Source organism: Lysobacterales bacterium (genome assembly GCA_016703225.1).
Taxonomy (GTDB): Bacteria; Pseudomonadota; Gammaproteobacteria; order Xanthomonadales; family Ahniellaceae; genus JADKHK01.
In genome coordinates this window covers 623,930-639,693 of record JADJCM010000002.1, presented here as the reverse complement: position 1 = coordinate 639,693, position 15,764 = coordinate 623,930, and the positions used below count along the sequence as shown (strand labels likewise).

At 67.8% G+C, this 15,764-nt stretch carries 21 protein-coding genes; 10 read left to right on the top strand and 11 right to left on the bottom strand.

Annotated features, from left to right (window positions below; genetic code table 11):
• Positions 1–53: 53 nt before the first annotated feature.
• Positions 54–557 carry a cytidine deaminase gene (locus IPG63_11600; protein MBK6727889.1) on the top strand — a complete coding sequence of 168 codons (504 nt, stop codon included), beginning with the start codon at positions 54–56 and terminating at the stop codon, positions 555–557.
• 6 nt (positions 558–563) lie between these two features.
• On the opposite strand, the gene IPG63_11595 is transcribed toward IPG63_11600, so the two are convergent.
• Entirely contained in the window at positions 564–1,112 is a 549-nt protein-coding gene (locus IPG63_11595; GenBank protein ID MBK6727888.1) for a DnrO protein, read from the bottom strand.
• A 137-nt stretch (positions 1,113–1,249) separates the two neighbouring features.
• On the opposite strand from IPG63_11595, the gene IPG63_11590 reads away from it, so the two are divergent.
• Positions 1,250–2,248: a U32 family peptidase gene (locus IPG63_11590; protein ID MBK6727887.1), complete on the top strand. Its 999-nt coding sequence runs from the start codon at positions 1,250–1,252 to the stop codon at positions 2,246–2,248.
• A gap of 1 nt (position 2,249) precedes the next feature.
• Complete coding sequence (locus IPG63_11585; GenBank protein MBK6727886.1) at positions 2,250–3,134, top strand: U32 family peptidase; 885 nt, start codon at positions 2,250–2,252, stop codon at positions 3,132–3,134.
• Here IPG63_11585 and fabB read toward each other — a convergent pair whose 3' ends face one another.
• The 4 genes from fabB to IPG63_11565 form a co-directional block, all read right to left on the bottom strand.
• Positions 3,135–4,346, bottom strand: coding sequence for a beta-ketoacyl-ACP synthase I (gene fabB, locus IPG63_11580; GenBank protein MBK6727885.1), 1,212 nt, complete (start codon positions 4,344–4,346; stop codon positions 3,135–3,137).
• The gene (gene fabA, locus IPG63_11575) at positions 4,346–4,861 is read right to left on the bottom strand and encodes a 3-hydroxyacyl-[acyl-carrier-protein] dehydratase FabA (GenBank protein MBK6727884.1); all 516 of its coding nucleotides are present in this window, start codon (positions 4,859–4,861) and stop codon (positions 4,346–4,348) included. The genes fabB and fabA overlap by 1 nt, the downstream gene beginning before the upstream one ends.
• Before the next feature lie 128 nt (positions 4,862–4,989).
• The gene (locus IPG63_11570; GenBank protein ID MBK6727883.1) at positions 4,990–5,436 is read right to left on the bottom strand and encodes an RES family NAD+ phosphorylase; all 447 of its coding nucleotides are present in this window, start codon (positions 5,434–5,436) and stop codon (positions 4,990–4,992) included.
• Positions 5,436–5,984: a DUF2384 domain-containing protein gene (locus IPG63_11565; GenBank protein ID MBK6727882.1), complete on the bottom strand. Its 549-nt coding sequence runs from the start codon at positions 5,982–5,984 to the stop codon at positions 5,436–5,438. The genes IPG63_11570 and IPG63_11565 overlap by 1 nt, the downstream gene beginning before the upstream one ends.
• Before the next feature lie 112 nt (positions 5,985–6,096).
• Here IPG63_11565 and IPG63_11560 point away from each other — a divergent pair, with 112 nt between their 5' ends.
• Positions 6,097–6,357, top strand: coding sequence for a type II toxin-antitoxin system prevent-host-death family antitoxin (locus tag IPG63_11560; protein ID MBK6727881.1), 261 nt, complete (start codon positions 6,097–6,099; stop codon positions 6,355–6,357).
• The gene (locus tag IPG63_11555; protein ID MBK6727880.1) at positions 6,345–6,770 is read left to right on the top strand and encodes a PIN domain-containing protein; all 426 of its coding nucleotides are present in this window, start codon (positions 6,345–6,347) and stop codon (positions 6,768–6,770) included. The genes IPG63_11560 and IPG63_11555 overlap by 13 nt, the downstream gene beginning before the upstream one ends.
• Positions 6,771–6,806: 36 nt before the next feature.
• Here the strand turns inward: IPG63_11555 and IPG63_11550 are convergent, their stop codons facing one another.
• The 6 genes from IPG63_11550 to IPG63_11525 form a co-directional block, all read right to left on the bottom strand.
• Positions 6,807–8,276 carry an FAD-dependent oxidoreductase gene (locus IPG63_11550; protein ID MBK6727879.1) on the bottom strand — a complete coding sequence of 490 codons (1,470 nt, stop codon included), beginning with the start codon at positions 8,274–8,276 and terminating at the stop codon, positions 6,807–6,809.
• A complete protein-coding gene (gene nadA / locus IPG63_11545) occupies positions 8,273–9,298 on the bottom strand; it encodes a quinolinate synthase NadA (protein MBK6727878.1) in 1,026 nt (341 codons plus the stop codon). The genes IPG63_11550 and nadA overlap by 4 nt, the downstream gene beginning before the upstream one ends.
• A gap of 12 nt (positions 9,299–9,310) precedes the next feature.
• Entirely contained in the window at positions 9,311–10,195 is an 885-nt protein-coding gene (locus IPG63_11540) for an SCP2 sterol-binding domain-containing protein (GenBank protein ID MBK6727877.1), read from the bottom strand.
• Positions 10,182–10,562 carry a putative zinc-binding protein gene (locus IPG63_11535; protein MBK6727876.1) on the bottom strand — a complete coding sequence of 127 codons (381 nt, stop codon included), beginning with the start codon at positions 10,560–10,562 and terminating at the stop codon, positions 10,182–10,184. The genes IPG63_11540 and IPG63_11535 overlap by 14 nt, the downstream gene beginning before the upstream one ends.
• 97 nt (positions 10,563–10,659) lie before the next feature.
• Positions 10,660–11,919, bottom strand: coding sequence for a UDP-N-acetylglucosamine 1-carboxyvinyltransferase (gene murA, locus IPG63_11530; GenBank protein ID MBK6727875.1), 1,260 nt, complete (start codon positions 11,917–11,919; stop codon positions 10,660–10,662).
• Positions 11,920–11,958: 39 nt separating this feature from the next.
• Positions 11,959–12,195 (bottom strand): BolA/IbaG family iron-sulfur metabolism protein, encoded by a 237-nt coding sequence (locus tag IPG63_11525; protein ID MBK6727874.1) that lies wholly within the window; start codon positions 12,193–12,195, stop codon positions 11,959–11,961.
• Between the two features lie 186 nt (positions 12,196–12,381).
• On the opposite strand from IPG63_11525, the gene IPG63_11520 reads away from it, so the two are divergent.
• From IPG63_11520 to lptB, 5 genes are all read left to right on the top strand, one after another.
• On the top strand, positions 12,382–13,359 hold the full coding sequence (locus tag IPG63_11520; GenBank protein MBK6727873.1) for a KpsF/GutQ family sugar-phosphate isomerase: 978 nt from the start codon (positions 12,382–12,384) through the stop codon (positions 13,357–13,359).
• A gap of 94 nt (positions 13,360–13,453) precedes the next feature.
• On the top strand, positions 13,454–13,915 hold the full coding sequence (locus tag IPG63_11515) for an HAD hydrolase family protein (protein MBK6727872.1): 462 nt from the start codon (positions 13,454–13,456) through the stop codon (positions 13,913–13,915).
• Positions 13,912–14,478 carry an LPS export ABC transporter periplasmic protein LptC gene (gene lptC, locus IPG63_11510; protein MBK6727871.1) on the top strand — a complete coding sequence of 189 codons (567 nt, stop codon included), beginning with the start codon at positions 13,912–13,914 and terminating at the stop codon, positions 14,476–14,478. The genes IPG63_11515 and lptC overlap by 4 nt, the downstream gene beginning before the upstream one ends.
• Positions 14,453–14,974, top strand: a complete 522-nt coding sequence (lptA, locus tag IPG63_11505; GenBank protein MBK6727870.1) for a lipopolysaccharide transport periplasmic protein LptA — start codon at positions 14,453–14,455, stop codon at positions 14,972–14,974. The genes lptC and lptA overlap by 26 nt, the downstream gene beginning before the upstream one ends.
• Positions 14,974–15,693: an LPS export ABC transporter ATP-binding protein gene (gene lptB / locus IPG63_11500; protein MBK6727869.1), complete on the top strand. Its 720-nt coding sequence runs from the start codon at positions 14,974–14,976 to the stop codon at positions 15,691–15,693. The genes lptA and lptB overlap by 1 nt, the downstream gene beginning before the upstream one ends.
• Positions 15,694–15,764 lie beyond the last annotated feature (71 nt).

Below are 15,764 nucleotides of genomic sequence, written 5' to 3'. Positions count from 1 at the left end.
GGATACCGGTGCGGGAGGGGCGCGCATTGTCGCCGCGAAGCACCGCGCGCGGCATGACGTGCATCAATGCGCGCCGCCGGTCGCGTGCATCGGCGCGCAAAGCCGGCGAGAATGCGCGCCGCGTATCCCCGCAAGGAATCACCGGCATGTCCAAGGATCTTCGTGCAGCCGCGGTGCAAGTCGCCGCCCAGGCCTACGCGCGCTACTCGAACTTCCACGTCGGCGCGGCGCTGCGCTCGGTCAGCGGCAAGGTCTACACCGGCTGCAATGTCGAGAACGCGGCCTACCCGCTGGCGCTGTGCGCGGAGCGCGGCGCGATCTCGGCGGCGGTCGCGGCCGAGGGTGCAGCGTTCCGGCTGCAGGCGATCGCGGTGGTCGCGTTCGACGCCGCCGGAATCGCTCAGGCGGTCACGCCCTGCGGTGCCTGCCGCCAGGTGATGGTCGAGTTCGGCGCCGATGCCGAGGTCGGATTCGACAGCGCTGACGGCTGGCGCACACTCGCCGCCGCCGACCTGCTGCCGCACCGCTTCATCCTGCGCGAAGCCGCGCCGATCTGAAGCGCATCACTCGGCGAGCGGCAGCCAGGTCGGGTCGTCGAAGCGTTGCAGATACTCGGCCAGGGCCAAGCGCAGCGGCGCCACCGGAGTCGCATCTGCAGGCTTGTCCTTGAGCGCCTTGGCGCCTTCGAGCAGCTTGCCGATGATGCCGTGCAGGGCGGCGTCGGCCTGCGGATCGAGCTTGCAGTTCGCGATCAGGAACTGCACCTGCGCCTCGATTTCGTTGGCCTGAGCGACCACATCCTCATCGCTGAGGTGGCCCATCTCGTGGTGTTCGAGATTGGCCACCGCGGTGCGGATCTTGCCCATACCCTGTTGCAGCGGCGCGTCCACCGCGAAGCGTTCGCCACTCGCCGGAGCCGCCGCCGCGGCGCCATCCGCGGGTGCCGCCGTGTGCTCGTGTTCGTGCTCGTGCGTGGCGGACGCTGCGGGTGCCGCGGCTTCCGCGGCGGGCGGCGTGGCCGTTGCTGCCGGCTCATCGTGGCGCGCGCAGGCGGCGCCGGCACAGAGGGCGGCGATGCCGCAGAGGGAGAGGATCATCGGACGCATGGACATGGGGCGTTCTCCGGGGAATTCGCTTGCGGGAAGCGGGCATGCTAGTTGGCGATGCTCGATCGTGGGCTGACCTGGATCAACGACGCTCACGCGCGTGGGCGCCACCATGCGCCCTCTCCGCTCCGGACCCCGAACGCATGCAACTGGTCTGCCCGGCTGGCAACCTGCCGGCACTGAAAGCCGCGATCGAACAGGGCGCCGACGCCGTCTATGTCGGCTTCCGCGACCAGACCAACGCGCGTGCGTTCCCCGGTTTGAACTTCAGCGAGGCCGAACTGCGCGACGGCATCCGTCATGCCCACGAGCGCGGCCGCAAGGTCTACATCGCGCTGAACACCTATCCGGACAGCGCGCGTGTCGCGCACTGGTTCGCGGCAGTGGACCATGCCGCCGAACTCGGTGCCGACGCCATCATCGCCGCCGAAATGGCCGTGCTCGACTACGCCGCGCGCACGCATCCACAGTTGCCGCGGCATCTGTCGGTGCAGGGTTCGGCGACCACCGCCGCGGCGCTGACCTACATGCATGAACGATTTGGCATCAGCCGCGCCGTACTGCCGCGCGTGCTCTCGATCCAGCAGGTCGAGCGCGTCTGCGCGGCATCGCCAGTACCACTCGAAGTATTCGCGTTCGGCAGCCTGTGCATCATGGTCGAGGGCCGCTGCCAGCTGTCGTCCTATGTCACCGGTGCCTCGCCGAATCGGCACGGCGTGTGCTCGCCGGCGCGCTTCGTACGCTGGGACGAAGCCGCCGACGGCAGCCGTACGGTGCGCCTGAACGGCGTGCTGATCGACCGCTTCCAGGAACACGAGCCGGCCGGCTATCCGACCGTGTGCAAGGGCCGCTTCGACGTCGGCGGAGAAGTTTTCCACGCGCTCGAAGAGCCGACCAGTTTGAACACCCTGGAGCTGCTGCCGCGCCTCGCGCAGGCCGGCGTCGCCGCGTTGAAGATCGAAGGCCGCCAGCGCGGCGTCGCCTACGTTTCCGCGGTCGCACGCACCTGGCGCAGCGCGATCGATCGCTACCGCGCCAATCCCGAGCGCTGGCAGGTCGAAGCGGGCTGGCAGTCGTCACTGGCGGCGCACGCCGAAGGTCACCAGACCACGCTCGGCCCCTATCACCGCGCCTGGCACTGACATGCAACTGAGCCTCGGACCGACGCAGTATTTCTGGCCGCGCGAACGCACGCTCGCGTTCTACCGCGAAGCCGCGCAGTGGCCGCTGGATCGCATCCATCTCGGCGAGACCGTGTGCAGCAAGCGCCGCGAACTCGGCACGCGCGACTGGATCGCGCTGGCCGAGGAACTGGCCGGCAGCGGCAAGCAGATCGTGCTGTCGACACTCGCCTTGATCGAAGCCGAATCCGAACTCGGCGCGCTGCGCCGCATCGTCGAAAACGGGCGCTTTCTGGTCGAGGCCAATGACTTGAGCGCGGTGCAGTACTGCCGCCAGCGCGGCATCCCGTTTGTCGCCGGGCCGACGCTGAACATCTACAACGCGCAGGCGCTGTCGCTGCTGATCGAAGATGGCTTGCGCCGCTGGGTGCCCGGCGTCGAACAAGGTCAGGCGCTGCTGGCCGAACTGCGCACGGCGATGGCGGAACTCGGCCACGCCATGCCCGAGCTCGAAGTGATCGCCTGGGGCCGCTTGCCGCTGGCGTTCTCGGCGCGTTGTTTCACCGCGCGTGCGCTCGACATCGCCAAGGACGACTGCGGCTTCCGCTGCATCGAGCATCCCGATGGTCTGCCACTGGCGACGCGCGAAGGCCAGCGCTTCCTGCGCATCAACGGCATCCAGGTGCAGGGCGACGAAATCACCGACCTCGCCCCGGAAATCGCGGAGCTGCGCGAACTCGGTGTCGATGCCCTGCGCCTGTATCCGCAGCACGAGGGCATGCACGAGGTCGTCGCGCGCTTTCGTGCCGCACTCGATGGCACACAGGCGGTGGCGCGCGTCGGTGCGAGCAATGGCTACTGGCGCGCCGAACCCGGCAAGGCCGGACTGCCGCTGCAGCCGGCCTGATCAGCGCGCGCGCGCGAACACCAGGGTGGCGTTGGTGCCGCCGAAGCCGAAGCTGTTCGACATCACCGTATCCAGCCGGCAATCGACGCGCTCGCGCAGGATCGGCATGCCCACGGCGCGCTCATCGAGCGTGTCGATGTTGGCCGATGCGGCCATGAAACCGTCGCGCATCATCAGCAGGCAATAGATCGCCTCGTGCACGCTGGCGGCGCCGAGCGAATGGCCGGACAGCGCCTTGGTCGAGGACAGTGGCGGCACGCGCGCGCCGAAGGCCTGGCGAACCGCCTCCAGTTCGACGATGTCGCCGAGCGGCGTCGAGGTGCCGTGCGTGTTCAGGTAATCAATCGGCGCCGACACGCCCTGCAGCGCCATCTGCATGCAGCGCACCGCGCCTTCGCCGCTAGGCGCGACCATGTCGGCGCCATCGGAGGTGACGCCATAGCCGACGAGCTCGGCATGGATGCGGACGCCACGCGCGACGGCATGGTCCCAATTTTCCAGCACCAGCATGCCGCCACCGCCGGCGATGACGAAGCCATCGCGGTCGGCGTCATACGGGCGCGAGGCATGCGCGGGATCGTCATTGCGCTTGGTCGAGAGCGCGCCCATGGCGTCGAACTGCAGCGTCAGTCCCCAGTGCAGTTCCTCGCCGCCACCGGCGAACATCAGGTCCTGGCGCCCGCTGCGGATCAGGTCGGCGGCGGCGCCGATGCAATGCGCCGAGGTCGCGCACGCGGCCGCGATCGAATAGCTGACGCCCTTGATCGCATACGCGGTGGCGAGCGTGGCCGACACCGTGGAGGCCATCGAACGCGGCACCATGTACGGACCAACCTTGCGCACGCCACGGTTGCGCAGCAGGTCGGCGGCTTCGATCTGCCACTCGGCCGAGCCGCCACCGGAACCGGCGATCAACCCGCTGCGGACGTTGCTGACGTGTTCCGGCGCCAGTCCGGCGTCGGCGATCGCATCGCGCATGGCGACGTGCGCGTAGGCCGCGGCATCACCCATGAAACGCTTCTGCTTGCGATCGATGGCGGCGTCTAGATCGATGTCGCAGGCGCCGCCAATCTGGCTGCGCAGGCCGCGCTCGGCGGATTCGGGCAAGGCGCGGATGCCGCTGCGACCTTCGCGCAGCGAACTCGACACCGCGTCCAACGTATTGCCAAGGCACGAGACGATGCCCATGCCGGTGATCGCGACGCGCCGCATCAGAAACCGTCGGTCGAGGTGAACAAGCCAACGCGCAGGTCGTTGGCAACGTAGATCTCGCGACCATCGACGAGCATGCGACCGTCGGCGATGATCATCGCCAGCTTCTGCTGCATCACCCGGCGCACGTCGATCTCGTAGGTGACGATCTGCGCATCCGGCAACACCTGCCCGGTGAACTTGACGTTGCCGACTCCGAGCGCGCGACCGCGACCAGGCAGGCCCTGCCAGGACAGGAAGAATCCGGTGAGCTGCCACAAGGCATCGAGCCCGAGGCAACCCGGCATCACCGGATCGTCCTTGAAGTGGCAGTTGAAGAACCACAGGTCCGGCTTGACGTCGAGCGCCGCGCGCACGATGCCCTTGCCATAGCGCCCCGCGCTCTGCGCGATCTCGGTGATGCGATCGAACATCAACATCGGCGGCGCCGGCAGCTTGGCATTGCCGGGCCCGAAAAAATCACCACGCGCGCACGCGATCAGCTGCTCGAACGAGAGCGAAGAAGGAAGTTGCATGAGACCGGCCCCGCGACGGAAAGGAGCAGTGTACCCGCTGCCGGCACCGCTTCGCTGACACGCATCAACTCCGCTCACCATACGCAGCCGTAGCGTGCGGGGGCGTATGGGCGGGTGTGTCGAGCCCGCTATCGACCCAAGCGCGGGTCGATCCAGAGCGGGCCTTGGTCGAGTTCCTTCAGGTGGGTGAGCGCTTGCTTGTGGCGCGGGTTGATCGCGTAGTTGCTGGCATGCGGCAGGATGGCCGAGGGGATCTTGAGCAGCAGCGACTTCGAGGCGTCGAGCCAGGCATTGCCGAGGGCCTGGGTGGTCGGGAGGTTGGCTTGCCAGCCGCTCGGCAACTCGGGCGCGAGTGAGATCGATGCGCGCGGTTTCAGGTCGATGGCGAACAGGCGCAGCGTAGTCGGCATCTGCGCGAGATCGATCTGCAGGTGCGCCAGCACTTCCAGCATCGCAAGCGCGGGGTGCTCGGCTGCGAACAACACGTGGCGCGGCGCGTGGTGCCAGCGACTGTCGGCATGCAGACCGCCCTCGCCGCTCAAGCCGCGGTAGCGCGAGATGCGCCAAAGTCGCATCAGGGCATGCCGTGCTCGGCGCGCAGCAACGTGGATTCGACGATGCGCGCACCGGATTCGGTGATGGCCAGTTCCAGCGGCGAGATCGGCGGCTCGCCAGAGACGAGCGCTTTCGGCGTCAGCAGCCACACCCGCGCCTTGGCCTGATCGCCGAACAGACCTTCCGCACGCGAGCTGATGCGAGCCAGCCGCATCATCCGTTCCGATTCGTCGACCGTCAGCAGCTGGTTGTTTTCGACCCGCCGCCGCAATGTGCTTTCCGGCGCAATCAGCTTCGGGTCGACCGCGCGCCCTTCGGCGAATCCGACCGCCGCGCGCGCCGACAGCCCCTTGCGCACCGCCAGCAATACATCCGCCTCGGTCTCGAGCTTGCGACCGACCATCTGGCCCATGCGCAGATAGGGGCTCGCGAGTTTCGGCTCGGCCACGGCGCTGGCTGCGGGCTTTTTGTGCGCGTACTTCATCGCTTCCTCCATTTGCACGTGAATCTTCCGCCATTTGGCGAAAGAGTCAAGGCGCGCGCAGGCAACACCCGGATTGATCGCCACCCCGCCTGATGGCAAGCCGGTTGCTGAACGCAGTACTTGCGGGCGCGGCGCGGTGGAAAGTCGGCAAAGGGGTCGGCTTGACGCAGTTCCGTACGCTCCGTACAGTCTGCTCATGAACGTCCGATCGAAGCCAAGCCGCAAGGGCGCCGAAGCTGCGCGGCAGCAACTGCCGGCGATCCTCGCCGCGGCCGCGGCGGGCCACACCACCGTGATCACCCGGCATGGCCGCGACGTCGCCGCAGTGGTTCCGGTGGCCACGCTCAAGCAGCAGCGACAGGCTTCGTTGCAGCCGCTCGCCGGCAGCGGGCGCGCGTTGTGGGGCCGCGACAGCGAGAAGTCCATCGACCAGTTGCGCGACGAATGGAAACGCTAGACGCGGACCGTCTCGCAACGGGCGCTCTGTTGCTGATCGACAGTGCGCCCATCATCTACATGCTGGAAGGGCACAAACGCTTCGCACCGCACTTCGCGCGACTGTTCGAACGCCACGGCAATGGCGAAGTGGTATTCGCGGTGACGCCGATCACCCTCGCCGAGGTACTGGCCGGACCACTGAAGAACGGCGCCGAGGCACTGGCCCGGCGCTACCGGCAGACGCTGGAAACCTGGCAAGTGGTCGACTTCGACTTCGACATCGCCGAAAGCGCGGCGCGCCTGCGTGGCCGCTATCGGCTGAAGCTGCCCGATGCCATCCAGCTTGCCAGCGCGCTGGCGATCAATGCCGACGCACTGGTCACGCACGACCGCGACTTCGCTGCCGTATCGGGCATGCGCATCCTCGGCTGATCGCTCTCCTGCACGTGCGCTTCCGCTACGGTGCGCTCAAGCTCCCGCGCTGATCGCCGCATCCACTTCCCAGTGATGCGCGCCCAGACTTTCCCGGCGGACCGCTGCGGCTTCCAGCATGGCCAGTGCGACCTTGCCCTGGGCGCTGGCGGCGAGGTTCGCGTCGCCGCTCAGGAACTCGCGTGCGGCATTGATGCGCTGGCGCGCACGCAGCGGGCCGAGCGCGTCGCTGACGCAGTGACGCAAGCGGGCCAGCGCTTCGGATTCGAGTGCGGGGCCGGGGTCGGCGATCCACAGCGTGCGTCGACGCAGTGGATCGGTAGCGGTCTGCGCCGCGTGCGCGCCGACGCGACGGCCATAGACCACACCTTCGAGCAGCGAATTGCTGGCCAGTCGGTTGGCGCCATGCAGGCCGTTGCACGCGACTTCACCGACCGCATAGAGCCCCGGAACGCTGCTGCGCCCATCGAGATCGACGGCGATGCCGCCCATGTGGAAGTGCGCCGCCGGCTGCACCGGCAGCGGCTGCGTGCGCGGATCGAACCCGTGCGCCTGGCATTGCGCGAGCACGGTCGGGAACGCGTGTTCCCAATCGAGCCCAAGGTGTTCGCAGTGCAGGAAGGCGCCGCGCCCGGATTGCAGCGCCGCGAACACGCAACGCGCGACGATGTCGCGCGGCGCCAGGTCGGCAAGCGCGTGCACGCCTTGCATGAGCGCGACCCCGGCGCCGTCGCGCAGTACTGCGCCGGCACCGCGCAGGGCCTCGGTCAGCAGCGGCAGGCGCACACCGCTTTGCACCGCCAGCGCAGTCGGATGGAACTGCACGAACTCGAGATCGCGCATCGGCGCATGCGCCGCCAGCGCCAGTGCCAGTCCACGACCTTGCGCCGACTCCGGGTTGGTGGTCGCGGCAAACAGGCCGCCGATGCCGCCGGTCGCGAGCAGCACCGCGGATGCGGTGAAAAATTGTTCGCGACCGCCGGAACTGCGCACGCGCACGCCGGCCACGGCATCGCCGCGCAGCAGCAGCGCATTCACTTCGACACCGCTGCGCCAACGCACATGCCGCGCCGCCTGCACGCGTCGCGTCAATGCCGCCAGCACGCGCGCACCGCTGGCGTCGCCGCCAGCGTGCACGATGCGCGCGCAACCGTGTCCACCCTCGCGACCGAGCGCCAGCACACCGGAAGCATCGCGGTCGAACTCGACGCCCTGCTGCTGCAGCCATTCGATCGCGCCGGGACCCTGCGTGCACAAGTACTCGACCGCGGATCGCTCGTTGTGCTGCGCGCCCGCCGTGAGCGTATCGGCGATGTGCGCGTCGGCGTTGTCGCCGGCGGCGAGTGCGGAGGCGATGCCGCCCTGCGCGAGCGCGGTCGCGGCATCGCTCGCGCCGTCGCGTACCGGCGGTGATCGGTTCAGCAGCAACACTGGTCGCGGCGCTGCGGCCAGCGCGGCACTCAGGCCGGCGATGCCGGCACCAACGATGATCAGCGGTGCGTTCACACGCGCTCGCGCCGACCGACCTCAAGCATGCGTTGCAGCGCGCGGCGCGCGCCTGCGGCCACGTCTTCGGGCACGGTCACTTCATACTTCAGCTTGGCCAGGCAGGCGTGGATATTCGGCAGCGTGATGCGCTTCATGTGCGGGCAGAGGTTGCACGGCGCGACGAAGTCGATGCGCGGGAACTGCGTGCGCAGGTTGTCGGCCATCGAACACTCGGTGATCAGCGCGACGCGCTCCGGCTTCTCCTGCGCCAGCCAGCGACCCATGGCCGAGGTGGAACCGACGAAATCGGCTTCGGCCAGCACCTCCGGCGGGCATTCCGGATGCGCCACCAGCTTGGCATGGAACTGCTCGCGCGCCTGCCGTGCCTGCTGGCCGGTGAAGCGTTCGTGCACTTCGCAGGCGCCGTCCCAGAGGATCAGTTCGACATCGGTCTGGGTCGCCACGTGCGCACCGAGGAAGCGATCGGGCAGGAAGATCACGCGCTCGCTGCCCATCGCCTCGACCACTTGCACCGCGTTCGCCGAGGTGCAGCAGGCATCGGACAGCGCCTTCACCGCAGCGGTGGTGTTGACATAGCTGACCACGGGCACGCCCGGATGCTGCGCGCGCAAGGCGCGCACGTCGTCGGCGGTGATCGAACTGGCCAGCGAGCAACCGGCTTCGAGGTCGGGGATCAGGACCATGCGCTCCGGCGCCAGGATCTTCGCCGTCTCGGCCATGAAGTGCACGCCGCACAGCACGATGATCGGCGCGTCGCAGTCGGCCGCGGCCTGGGCCAGCGCCAGCGAGTCGCCGGTGACATCGGCGACGCCATGGAAGATCTCGGGCGACTGGTAGCTGTGCGCCATGATCGCGGCGCCGCGCTCGGCCTTGAGCTTGCGGATCGCGTCGATCCACGGCAGGTGCAACGGCCATTCCAGGCACGGCAAGCGATCGCCGAGCTTGGCGATGACGTCGGCGTATTCGTGTTCCATGCCTTCACGCCAGGCCGGTGTGCTCACCGCCAGTTCGCTGGTCATGCGGGTGGCTCCTCAGTTCTTCGGTTGCAAGGCTGCGACCGGATGCCGCTCACGATAACTGCGCCGCGCCGACTGTGCGATGCGCGCGCCATGGTTCAACACCACGCGCAGGCCGAGCGGCACGTCGGCCCAATCGAGTCGATCGAGCAGGTTGCGCGCGGTCAAGCCGAGCTCGGTGTCGCCGGTCAGCACCAGCCGACGCTGGAAGAACAGCGTGTCGGCATCTTCGAGGCGGCTGGCAAGCAGCAGCAGGTCAGTGGCGGTACCGCGCACGGTTGCGTCGGCGGCGCCGTCCTCGGCATGCACGCGGCCGTCGCGCAGCACGAACACCCAGCGCAGGCCGAGATCGGAAACCTCGAGACCGAGGCGACGGTCCTGCATGAAATCGAGCGAGCCACTCGCCACCGGGGTCGCGAGCACACGCCCGACCACGGCGTCGAGCACGCGCTGCTGCAACGCCTGCGGCAACAGCTTGAACAGCGGAGCGACGCGTTTGGGCGGCGGCAGCCAGGCCCAGCGGCGGTCGAGATCGGATTGGCGCAGTTCGTTCAAGGTCGGACTCATGGGTGCAATCATCGCATCGCCGGCGCCGCCCGCATACTGATCGGCGTCAGCCACCAGCCCCTGCGCGCGCTGTGCCGAAGCAACCACGCCGGCCATCAGCAGATCCACCGCGGGAGCATCGAGGTCAAGCAACGCCCCGAGGCGACGCGCGCGGTCGCGTACCGCGAGCTCGCGGCCCGGATCGCGGCGCGGCTGCCCGGCGGCATCCTTGGCCAGCATCGCCGCGCGCACCAGACGCTGGCGCAGCGCCAGCAGCAAGACGAACGCATCATCGACGCGGTCGATACCGCCGCGGATGTGCTTCAAGCTCCGGTCCGGCTCAGCGGGCAACATCGATCGACATCCTCCACGCCAGCGGGCGAACTTCGTTCTGGTAGAGGCGCTCGGCCTCGCCCGCATCGAAGTCGGCATGCCTGCGCTTCTTCACTCCGTGCTCGGACAACAGCAGGTGCCGCGTCGGCTGCACGCCTTCGCGTTGCAGGCAGGCCGCCGTGCAGGCAAGCACACAGCCATCAAGCGCGAGGATCGGCCGCCCTTCCCGCGCGGTCTTCACCAGCGCGGCCACGCCGCCCCCAACCCCGGCGATGCACGACATCTCGGCCAGCCCGTCGCGATCAAGCCGCAACGCCAGATGGTTGGCCATCTGCGCCGCGCTCGAACAGCCCGAGCACGAGTAGACCAGCGGAGGTTTCGATTTCATCGATCAGCCTGCAAAACGCGGCGCGACGCGCCCTCCGGAATCAACATTGCAGCGAGCGCACACGGTCGCCGCCTTGACTCAGGTCATGCCCGAACAATCAGTTCGGCAACCGCCGGATCTTCGCGCCGAGCATGCCAAGTTTCTCTTCGATGCATTCGTAGCCGCGGTCGATGTGGTAGACGCGATCGACGCTGGTGTCGCCTTTGGCGACCAGGCCAGCGAGCACCAGACAGGCGCTGGCACGCAGGTCGGTGGCCATGATCGGTGCGCCGGTCATCTGCGGCACGCCGCGAATGATCGCGGTGTTGCCTTCGACGCGGATGTCGGCGCCAAGACGCTGCAGTTCCTGCACGTGCATGAAGCGGTTTTCGAACACCGTTTCGGTGACGATGCCGACGCCTTCCGCAACCGTGTTCAGTGCCACGAACTGCGCCTGCATGTCGGTGGGAAAGGCCGGGTATGGCGCGGTCGTCAGCGTCACGGCCTTCGGCCGATTGCCACGCATGTCGAGTTCGATGGTGTCTTCGCCGACGTTCAGGTGCGCGCCGGCTTGCTCGAGCTTGGCCAGCACCGCATCGAGCGTGTTCGGGCGCGTTCGCTTGAGCAGCACGCGGCCGCTGGTGATGGCGCCGGCGACCAGGAAGGTGCCGGTCTCGATGCGGTCCGGCAGCACGTCGTAATGGGTGCCATGCAGGCGCTCGACACCGTCGATGACAATGGTGTTGCTGCCGGCACCAGAGACTTGGGCGCCCATCGCATTGAGACAGTTCGCCAGATCGACGACTTCCGGTTCCTGCGCCGCGTTCTCGATAATCGTGGTGCCACTCGCCAACGCCGCCGCCATCATGATGTTCTCGGTGCCGGTGACAGTGACCAGGTCCATCACCACGCGCGCACCCTTCAGTCGCTTGGCCTTGGCATGGATGTAGCCCCCTTCAACGGTGATCTCGGCGCCGAGCGCTTCCAGGCCGCGGATGTGCTGGTCGACCGGACGCGAGCCGATGGCGCAACCGCCCGGCAGCGACACATGCGCTTCGCCGTAGCGCGCGACCAGCGGCCCGAGCACCAGGATCGACGCACGCATGGTCTTGACCAGATCATAAGGCGCGTGAAAGTTGCGGGTCTCGCGCGGATCGACGTGGATCTTCATGCCCTCGTCGATGATGAACTGCACGCCCATCTGGCCGAGCAGTTCCATGGTCGTGGTCACGTCGTGCAAGTGCGGCACGTTGCCGATGCTGATCGACTCGTCGCACAGCAGGGTCGAGGCGAGGATCGGCAACACCGCGTTCTTCGCACCGGAGATCCACACTTCACCATTGAGCGGCTTACCACCGCTGATGACGATCTTGGCCATCGTTGTTCCTTGAAAGAGATTGACCCGCAGCCACGCGCCTTACGCGCGTGCGGCTTCGTCCGGCGTCAGCGTGCGCAGCGACAGCGCGTGGATGGCGCCACCCATGAGCCCGCCGAGGGTGGCGTAGACCATGCGATGCCGCGCCAGCGGCAGCTTGCCGGCAAAGCTCGCGCTGACCACGACTGCCTCGAAATGCACGCCGTCCTCGCCCTGCACGCTGACTTCAGCGTCGGGAAGGCCTTGTTCGATCAAAGCACGGATGTGGGCGGTGTCCAAGGCGCGTCGCGGCAGTTTCCGGGGCGTCGGGCATCGTTCGGACGACACCCGCTGCTTGCGGCTAGAATGAGGGCCGCGAAGTCTAGCCGATTCCCCGCGAAGGAACGAGCACGACCGCCACCCCTGCGCCCGGGAAACAACGTGAACGCCCAACTCAAACCGGTGCCCCCGGTACTGATGCATCCGATGCTAGACCCCGAACGCCTGTCCGCCAGCGCCCGTCGCGTCTTCGACATCGAGGCCGATGCCATCCGCGGCCTGTCGGCGCGCATCGACGCCAGTTTCTTCCGCGCCTGCGCGCTGATGCTCGACTGCACCGGGCGCATCGTCGTCTCCGGCATGGGCAAGTCCGGGCACATCGCCAACAAAATCGCCGCCACACTGGCCAGCACCGGCACGCCGGCGTTCTTCGTGCATCCGGCCGAGGCCAGCCATGGCGATCTCGGCATGATCACCGACAAGGACGTGGTGCTTGCGCTCAGCAATTCCGGCGAGACCGACGAATTGCTGGCGATCCTGCCGCTGATCAAGCGCCAGGGCATTCCGCTGGTGGCGATGAGCGGCAATCCGAATTCCTCGCTGGCGCGCCTCGCCGACGTGCACCTCGACGTCAGCGTACCGGTGGAAGCCTGCCCGCTGAATCTGGCGCCGACCTCCAGCACCACCGCGACCCTGGTGATGGGCGATGCGCTCGCGATTGCCCTGCTCGAAGCGCGCGGCTTCACCGCCGACGACTTCGCACGCTCGCATCCGGCCGGTTCGCTCGGGCGTCGCCTGCTGCTGCGCATCAGCGACATCATGCACACTGGCGATCAGGTGCCGAGCGTGACCAGCGGCTCCAGCGTGTCCGACGCGCTGCTGGAAATGACGCGCAAGGGCCTCGGCCTGACCGCCGTGGTCGATGACGCGCAGCGCCTGCTGGGCGTGTTCACCGACGGCGACTTGCGCCGCACCCTCGACGACGCCGAGATCGAACTGCGCAGCACCGCGGTTGACGCCATCATGACCACCCGCGCCAAGACCATCAGCTCGGACAAGCTGGCGGTGGAAGCTGCGCGGTTGATGGAGGACTTCAAGATCCACGCGCTGCTGGTGGTGGATGGCGAGGGCTTGTTGGTCGGCGCGCTCAACATCCACGACCTGCTGCGTGCACGCGTGGTCTGAGGCATGACGTACGCGTCGCCGCTCGCTGGCATCGGACCGGACATCGTCGCCCGCGCCGCGCGTGCGCCTGGCCTGCTTCGATGTCGACGGCGTGATGACCGACGGCGGCCTCTACTACAGCGACGGCGGCCACGAAGCCAAGCGCTTCCACGTGCTCGACGGACTCGGCCTCAAGATGTTGCTGGAGTCCGGCTTGCACGTCGCCGTGATCACCGCCCGCGATACCCCGGCGGTGACGAAGCGCATGCACGATCTCGGCATCCGCCACGTCTTCGCCGGCGTGCCCGACAAGCGCGCCTGCATGCTGGCACTGGCACAGGAACTCGAACTCGAACTCGCGCAGGTCGCGCACGTCGGTGACGACCTGCCCGACCTCGGCCTGATGTCCGCGGTCGGATTCGCGGTCACCGTCGCGGGCGTGCATCCACGCATCGCGGCGGTCGCCCACTGGCAGACCGGCAAGCGCGGCGGCGATGGCGCGGTGCGGGAATTCTGCGAGCTGATCCTGGCCGCGCACGGCCTGCTCGATGCCGCTATCGAGCGCTTTCGCGCATGAGCCGTCTGCAACTCGCCGTCGTTCTGCTGCTCGCCGTCATCGCCGCGATGACCGGCTGGCAACTGCTGATGCAGCCGGACGAACGCAAACCCGACCGTTTCTCCGGCCCGTCGCGACCGAGCTATGAGTTGACCGACTTCGAGCTCGACGCCTTCGACGAACAGGGCCGCCTGTCGTTCAAGGCGAAATCGCCGCGTCTGCTGCACGATGAGCGCCGGGACGGATTCCTGGTTACTACCCCGGCATTCGTGCTGTTCGGCATCGGCGGCGAGCGCTGGAGCGCAAGCGCTGAAGACGCCTGGATCGACACCCGCGACAAGCGCATCGACCTCGACCGCGAGGTGCGGGTGACGCGCGAGAGCGACCGGACCGAAGACGCCTTCCAGCTCCGCACCGACCGGCTCGTCGCGCATACGGAAACGCGCCTGATCGAAACCGATCGCAGCGTCGAAGTCACGCGTCCCGGTTCTATACTGCGCGGCCGCGGCCTCAGTGCCGATCTTTCCGCCCAATCCTTCGAACTCAAGGCCGAAGTCGATGCCACGTTCACGCCCAAGCGCTGAAGTACTGCTGATCTCGCTGTTCCTCGCGGCACCCGCCGCGCTGGCACTGGAATCCGACCGCGAGCAGACGATGCAGATCGATGCCGACCACGCCAAAGGCGACGCCGCCGCTGGTACCACGCTGCTGACCGGAAACGTCCGCATCGACCAGGGCTCGCTCAGCATCCGCGCCGACCGCGCCGAGGTCGAGCAGCAGGACCAGGACATCCGCCGCGTGCTCCTGGACGGCACCCCGGTGCACCTGGAACAGGAGATCGAGCAGCAGGGCCGCCTCAAGGCCGACGCCGAGCGCATCGAATACCTGCTCGCCGAGCAGAAGGTGGTGCTCAGCGGCAATGTGCGCATCGAACGCCCGCGCGGCGTAATGACCGGCACGCGCATCGTCTACCAGCTCGATACCGGAGAGATGATTGCCGGCGAAGCGGGCAGCCGCGTGCACATGACGATCGCGCCCAAGGCCAAGGCGGCAACGCCGGCTGACGTACCGAAGTCCTGATGCTGTCCGCGCGGCACCTGAAAAAACGCTACAAGGACCGCGAGGTCGTCGTCGACTTCTCGCTCGATGTCGCACCCGGCGAATGCGTCGGCCTGCTCGGCCCGAACGGCGCTGGCAAGACCACCTGTTTCTACATGATCGTCGGCCTGATCGGCGCCGACGCCGGCGCCATCCTGCTCGACGACACCGACCTCAGCACGCTGCCGATGCACGAGCGCGCGCGCCGCGGCCTTGGCTACCTGCCGCAGGAACCCTCGGTGTTCCGCAGCCTCAGCGTCGAGGACAACCTGCTCGCGGTGCTCGAACTGCGCCCAGGCCTGAACCGCAAGCAGCAGCGTGAGGAAATGGAAGGCTTGCTCGCCGACCTGCAGATCGCGCACGTGCGCAAACAAAAGGGCCAGAGCCTGTCGGGTGGCGAACGCCGGCGCGTCGAGATCGCGCGCGCACTGGCGGCGAAGCCGCGCTTCATGCTGCTCGACGAACCCTTCGCCGGCGTCGACCCGATTTCGGTGAACGAGATCCAGCGCATCGTCGCGCACCTCAAGGACCGCGGCATCGGCGTACTGATCACCGACCACAGCGTGCGCGAAACCCTCGGCATCTGCGACCGCGCCTACATCCTGCACGCCGGCAGCGTGCTCGCCGCGGGCTCGCCCGCCGAGATCCTCGCCAACCAGCGCGTCCGCGACGTGTACCTGGGCGAGAAGTTCTCGATCTGAGGACGGAAGGCAACAATTCGCAGCGGGTGCTTGGCGAATTCCGCGGAGTGCGTAGAATCGACTGGAACGAA

Bases quoted from the DNA above. Each gene is read 5' to 3' on its own strand.
- IPG63_11600 (MBK6727889.1), top strand. From the start codon at position 54: ATGACGTGCATCAATGCGCGCCGCCGGTCGCGTGCATCGGCGCGCAAA.
- IPG63_11595 (MBK6727888.1), bottom strand. From the start codon at position 1,112: ATGTCCATGCGTCCGATGATCCTCTCCCTCTGCGGCATCGCCGCCCTC.
- IPG63_11590 (MBK6727887.1), top strand. From the start codon at position 1,250: ATGCAACTGGTCTGCCCGGCTGGCAACCTGCCGGCACTGAAAGCCGCG.
- IPG63_11585 (MBK6727886.1), top strand. From the start codon at position 2,250: ATGCAACTGAGCCTCGGACCGACGCAGTATTTCTGGCCGCGCGAACGC.
- fabB (MBK6727885.1), bottom strand. From the start codon at position 4,346: ATGCGGCGCGTCGCGATCACCGGCATGGGCATCGTCTCGTGCCTTGGC.
- fabA (MBK6727884.1), bottom strand. From the start codon at position 4,861: ATGCAACTTCCTTCTTCGCTCTCGTTCGAGCAGCTGATCGCGTGCGCG.
- IPG63_11570 (MBK6727883.1), bottom strand. From the start codon at position 5,436: ATGCGACTTTGGCGCATCTCGCGCTACCGCGGCTTGAGCGGCGAGGGC.
- IPG63_11560 (MBK6727881.1), top strand. From the start codon at position 6,097: ATGAACGTCCGATCGAAGCCAAGCCGCAAGGGCGCCGAAGCTGCGCGG.
- IPG63_11555 (MBK6727880.1), top strand. From the start codon at position 6,345: ATGGAAACGCTAGACGCGGACCGTCTCGCAACGGGCGCTCTGTTGCTG.
- nadA (MBK6727878.1), bottom strand. From the start codon at position 9,298: ATGACCAGCGAACTGGCGGTGAGCACACCGGCCTGGCGTGAAGGCATG.
- IPG63_11540 (MBK6727877.1), bottom strand. From the start codon at position 10,195: ATGTTGCCCGCTGAGCCGGACCGGAGCTTGAAGCACATCCGCGGCGGT.
- IPG63_11535 (MBK6727876.1), bottom strand. From the start codon at position 10,562: ATGAAATCGAAACCTCCGCTGGTCTACTCGTGCTCGGGCTGTTCGAGC.
- murA (MBK6727875.1), bottom strand. From the start codon at position 11,919: ATGGCCAAGATCGTCATCAGCGGTGGTAAGCCGCTCAATGGTGAAGTG.
- IPG63_11520 (MBK6727873.1), top strand. From the start codon at position 12,382: ATGCTAGACCCCGAACGCCTGTCCGCCAGCGCCCGTCGCGTCTTCGAC.
- IPG63_11515 (MBK6727872.1), top strand. From the start codon at position 13,454: ATGACCGACGGCGGCCTCTACTACAGCGACGGCGGCCACGAAGCCAAG.
- lptC (MBK6727871.1), top strand. From the start codon at position 13,912: ATGAGCCGTCTGCAACTCGCCGTCGTTCTGCTGCTCGCCGTCATCGCC.
- lptA (MBK6727870.1), top strand. From the start codon at position 14,453: ATGCCACGTTCACGCCCAAGCGCTGAAGTACTGCTGATCTCGCTGTTC.
- lptB (MBK6727869.1), top strand. From the start codon at position 14,974: ATGCTGTCCGCGCGGCACCTGAAAAAACGCTACAAGGACCGCGAGGTC.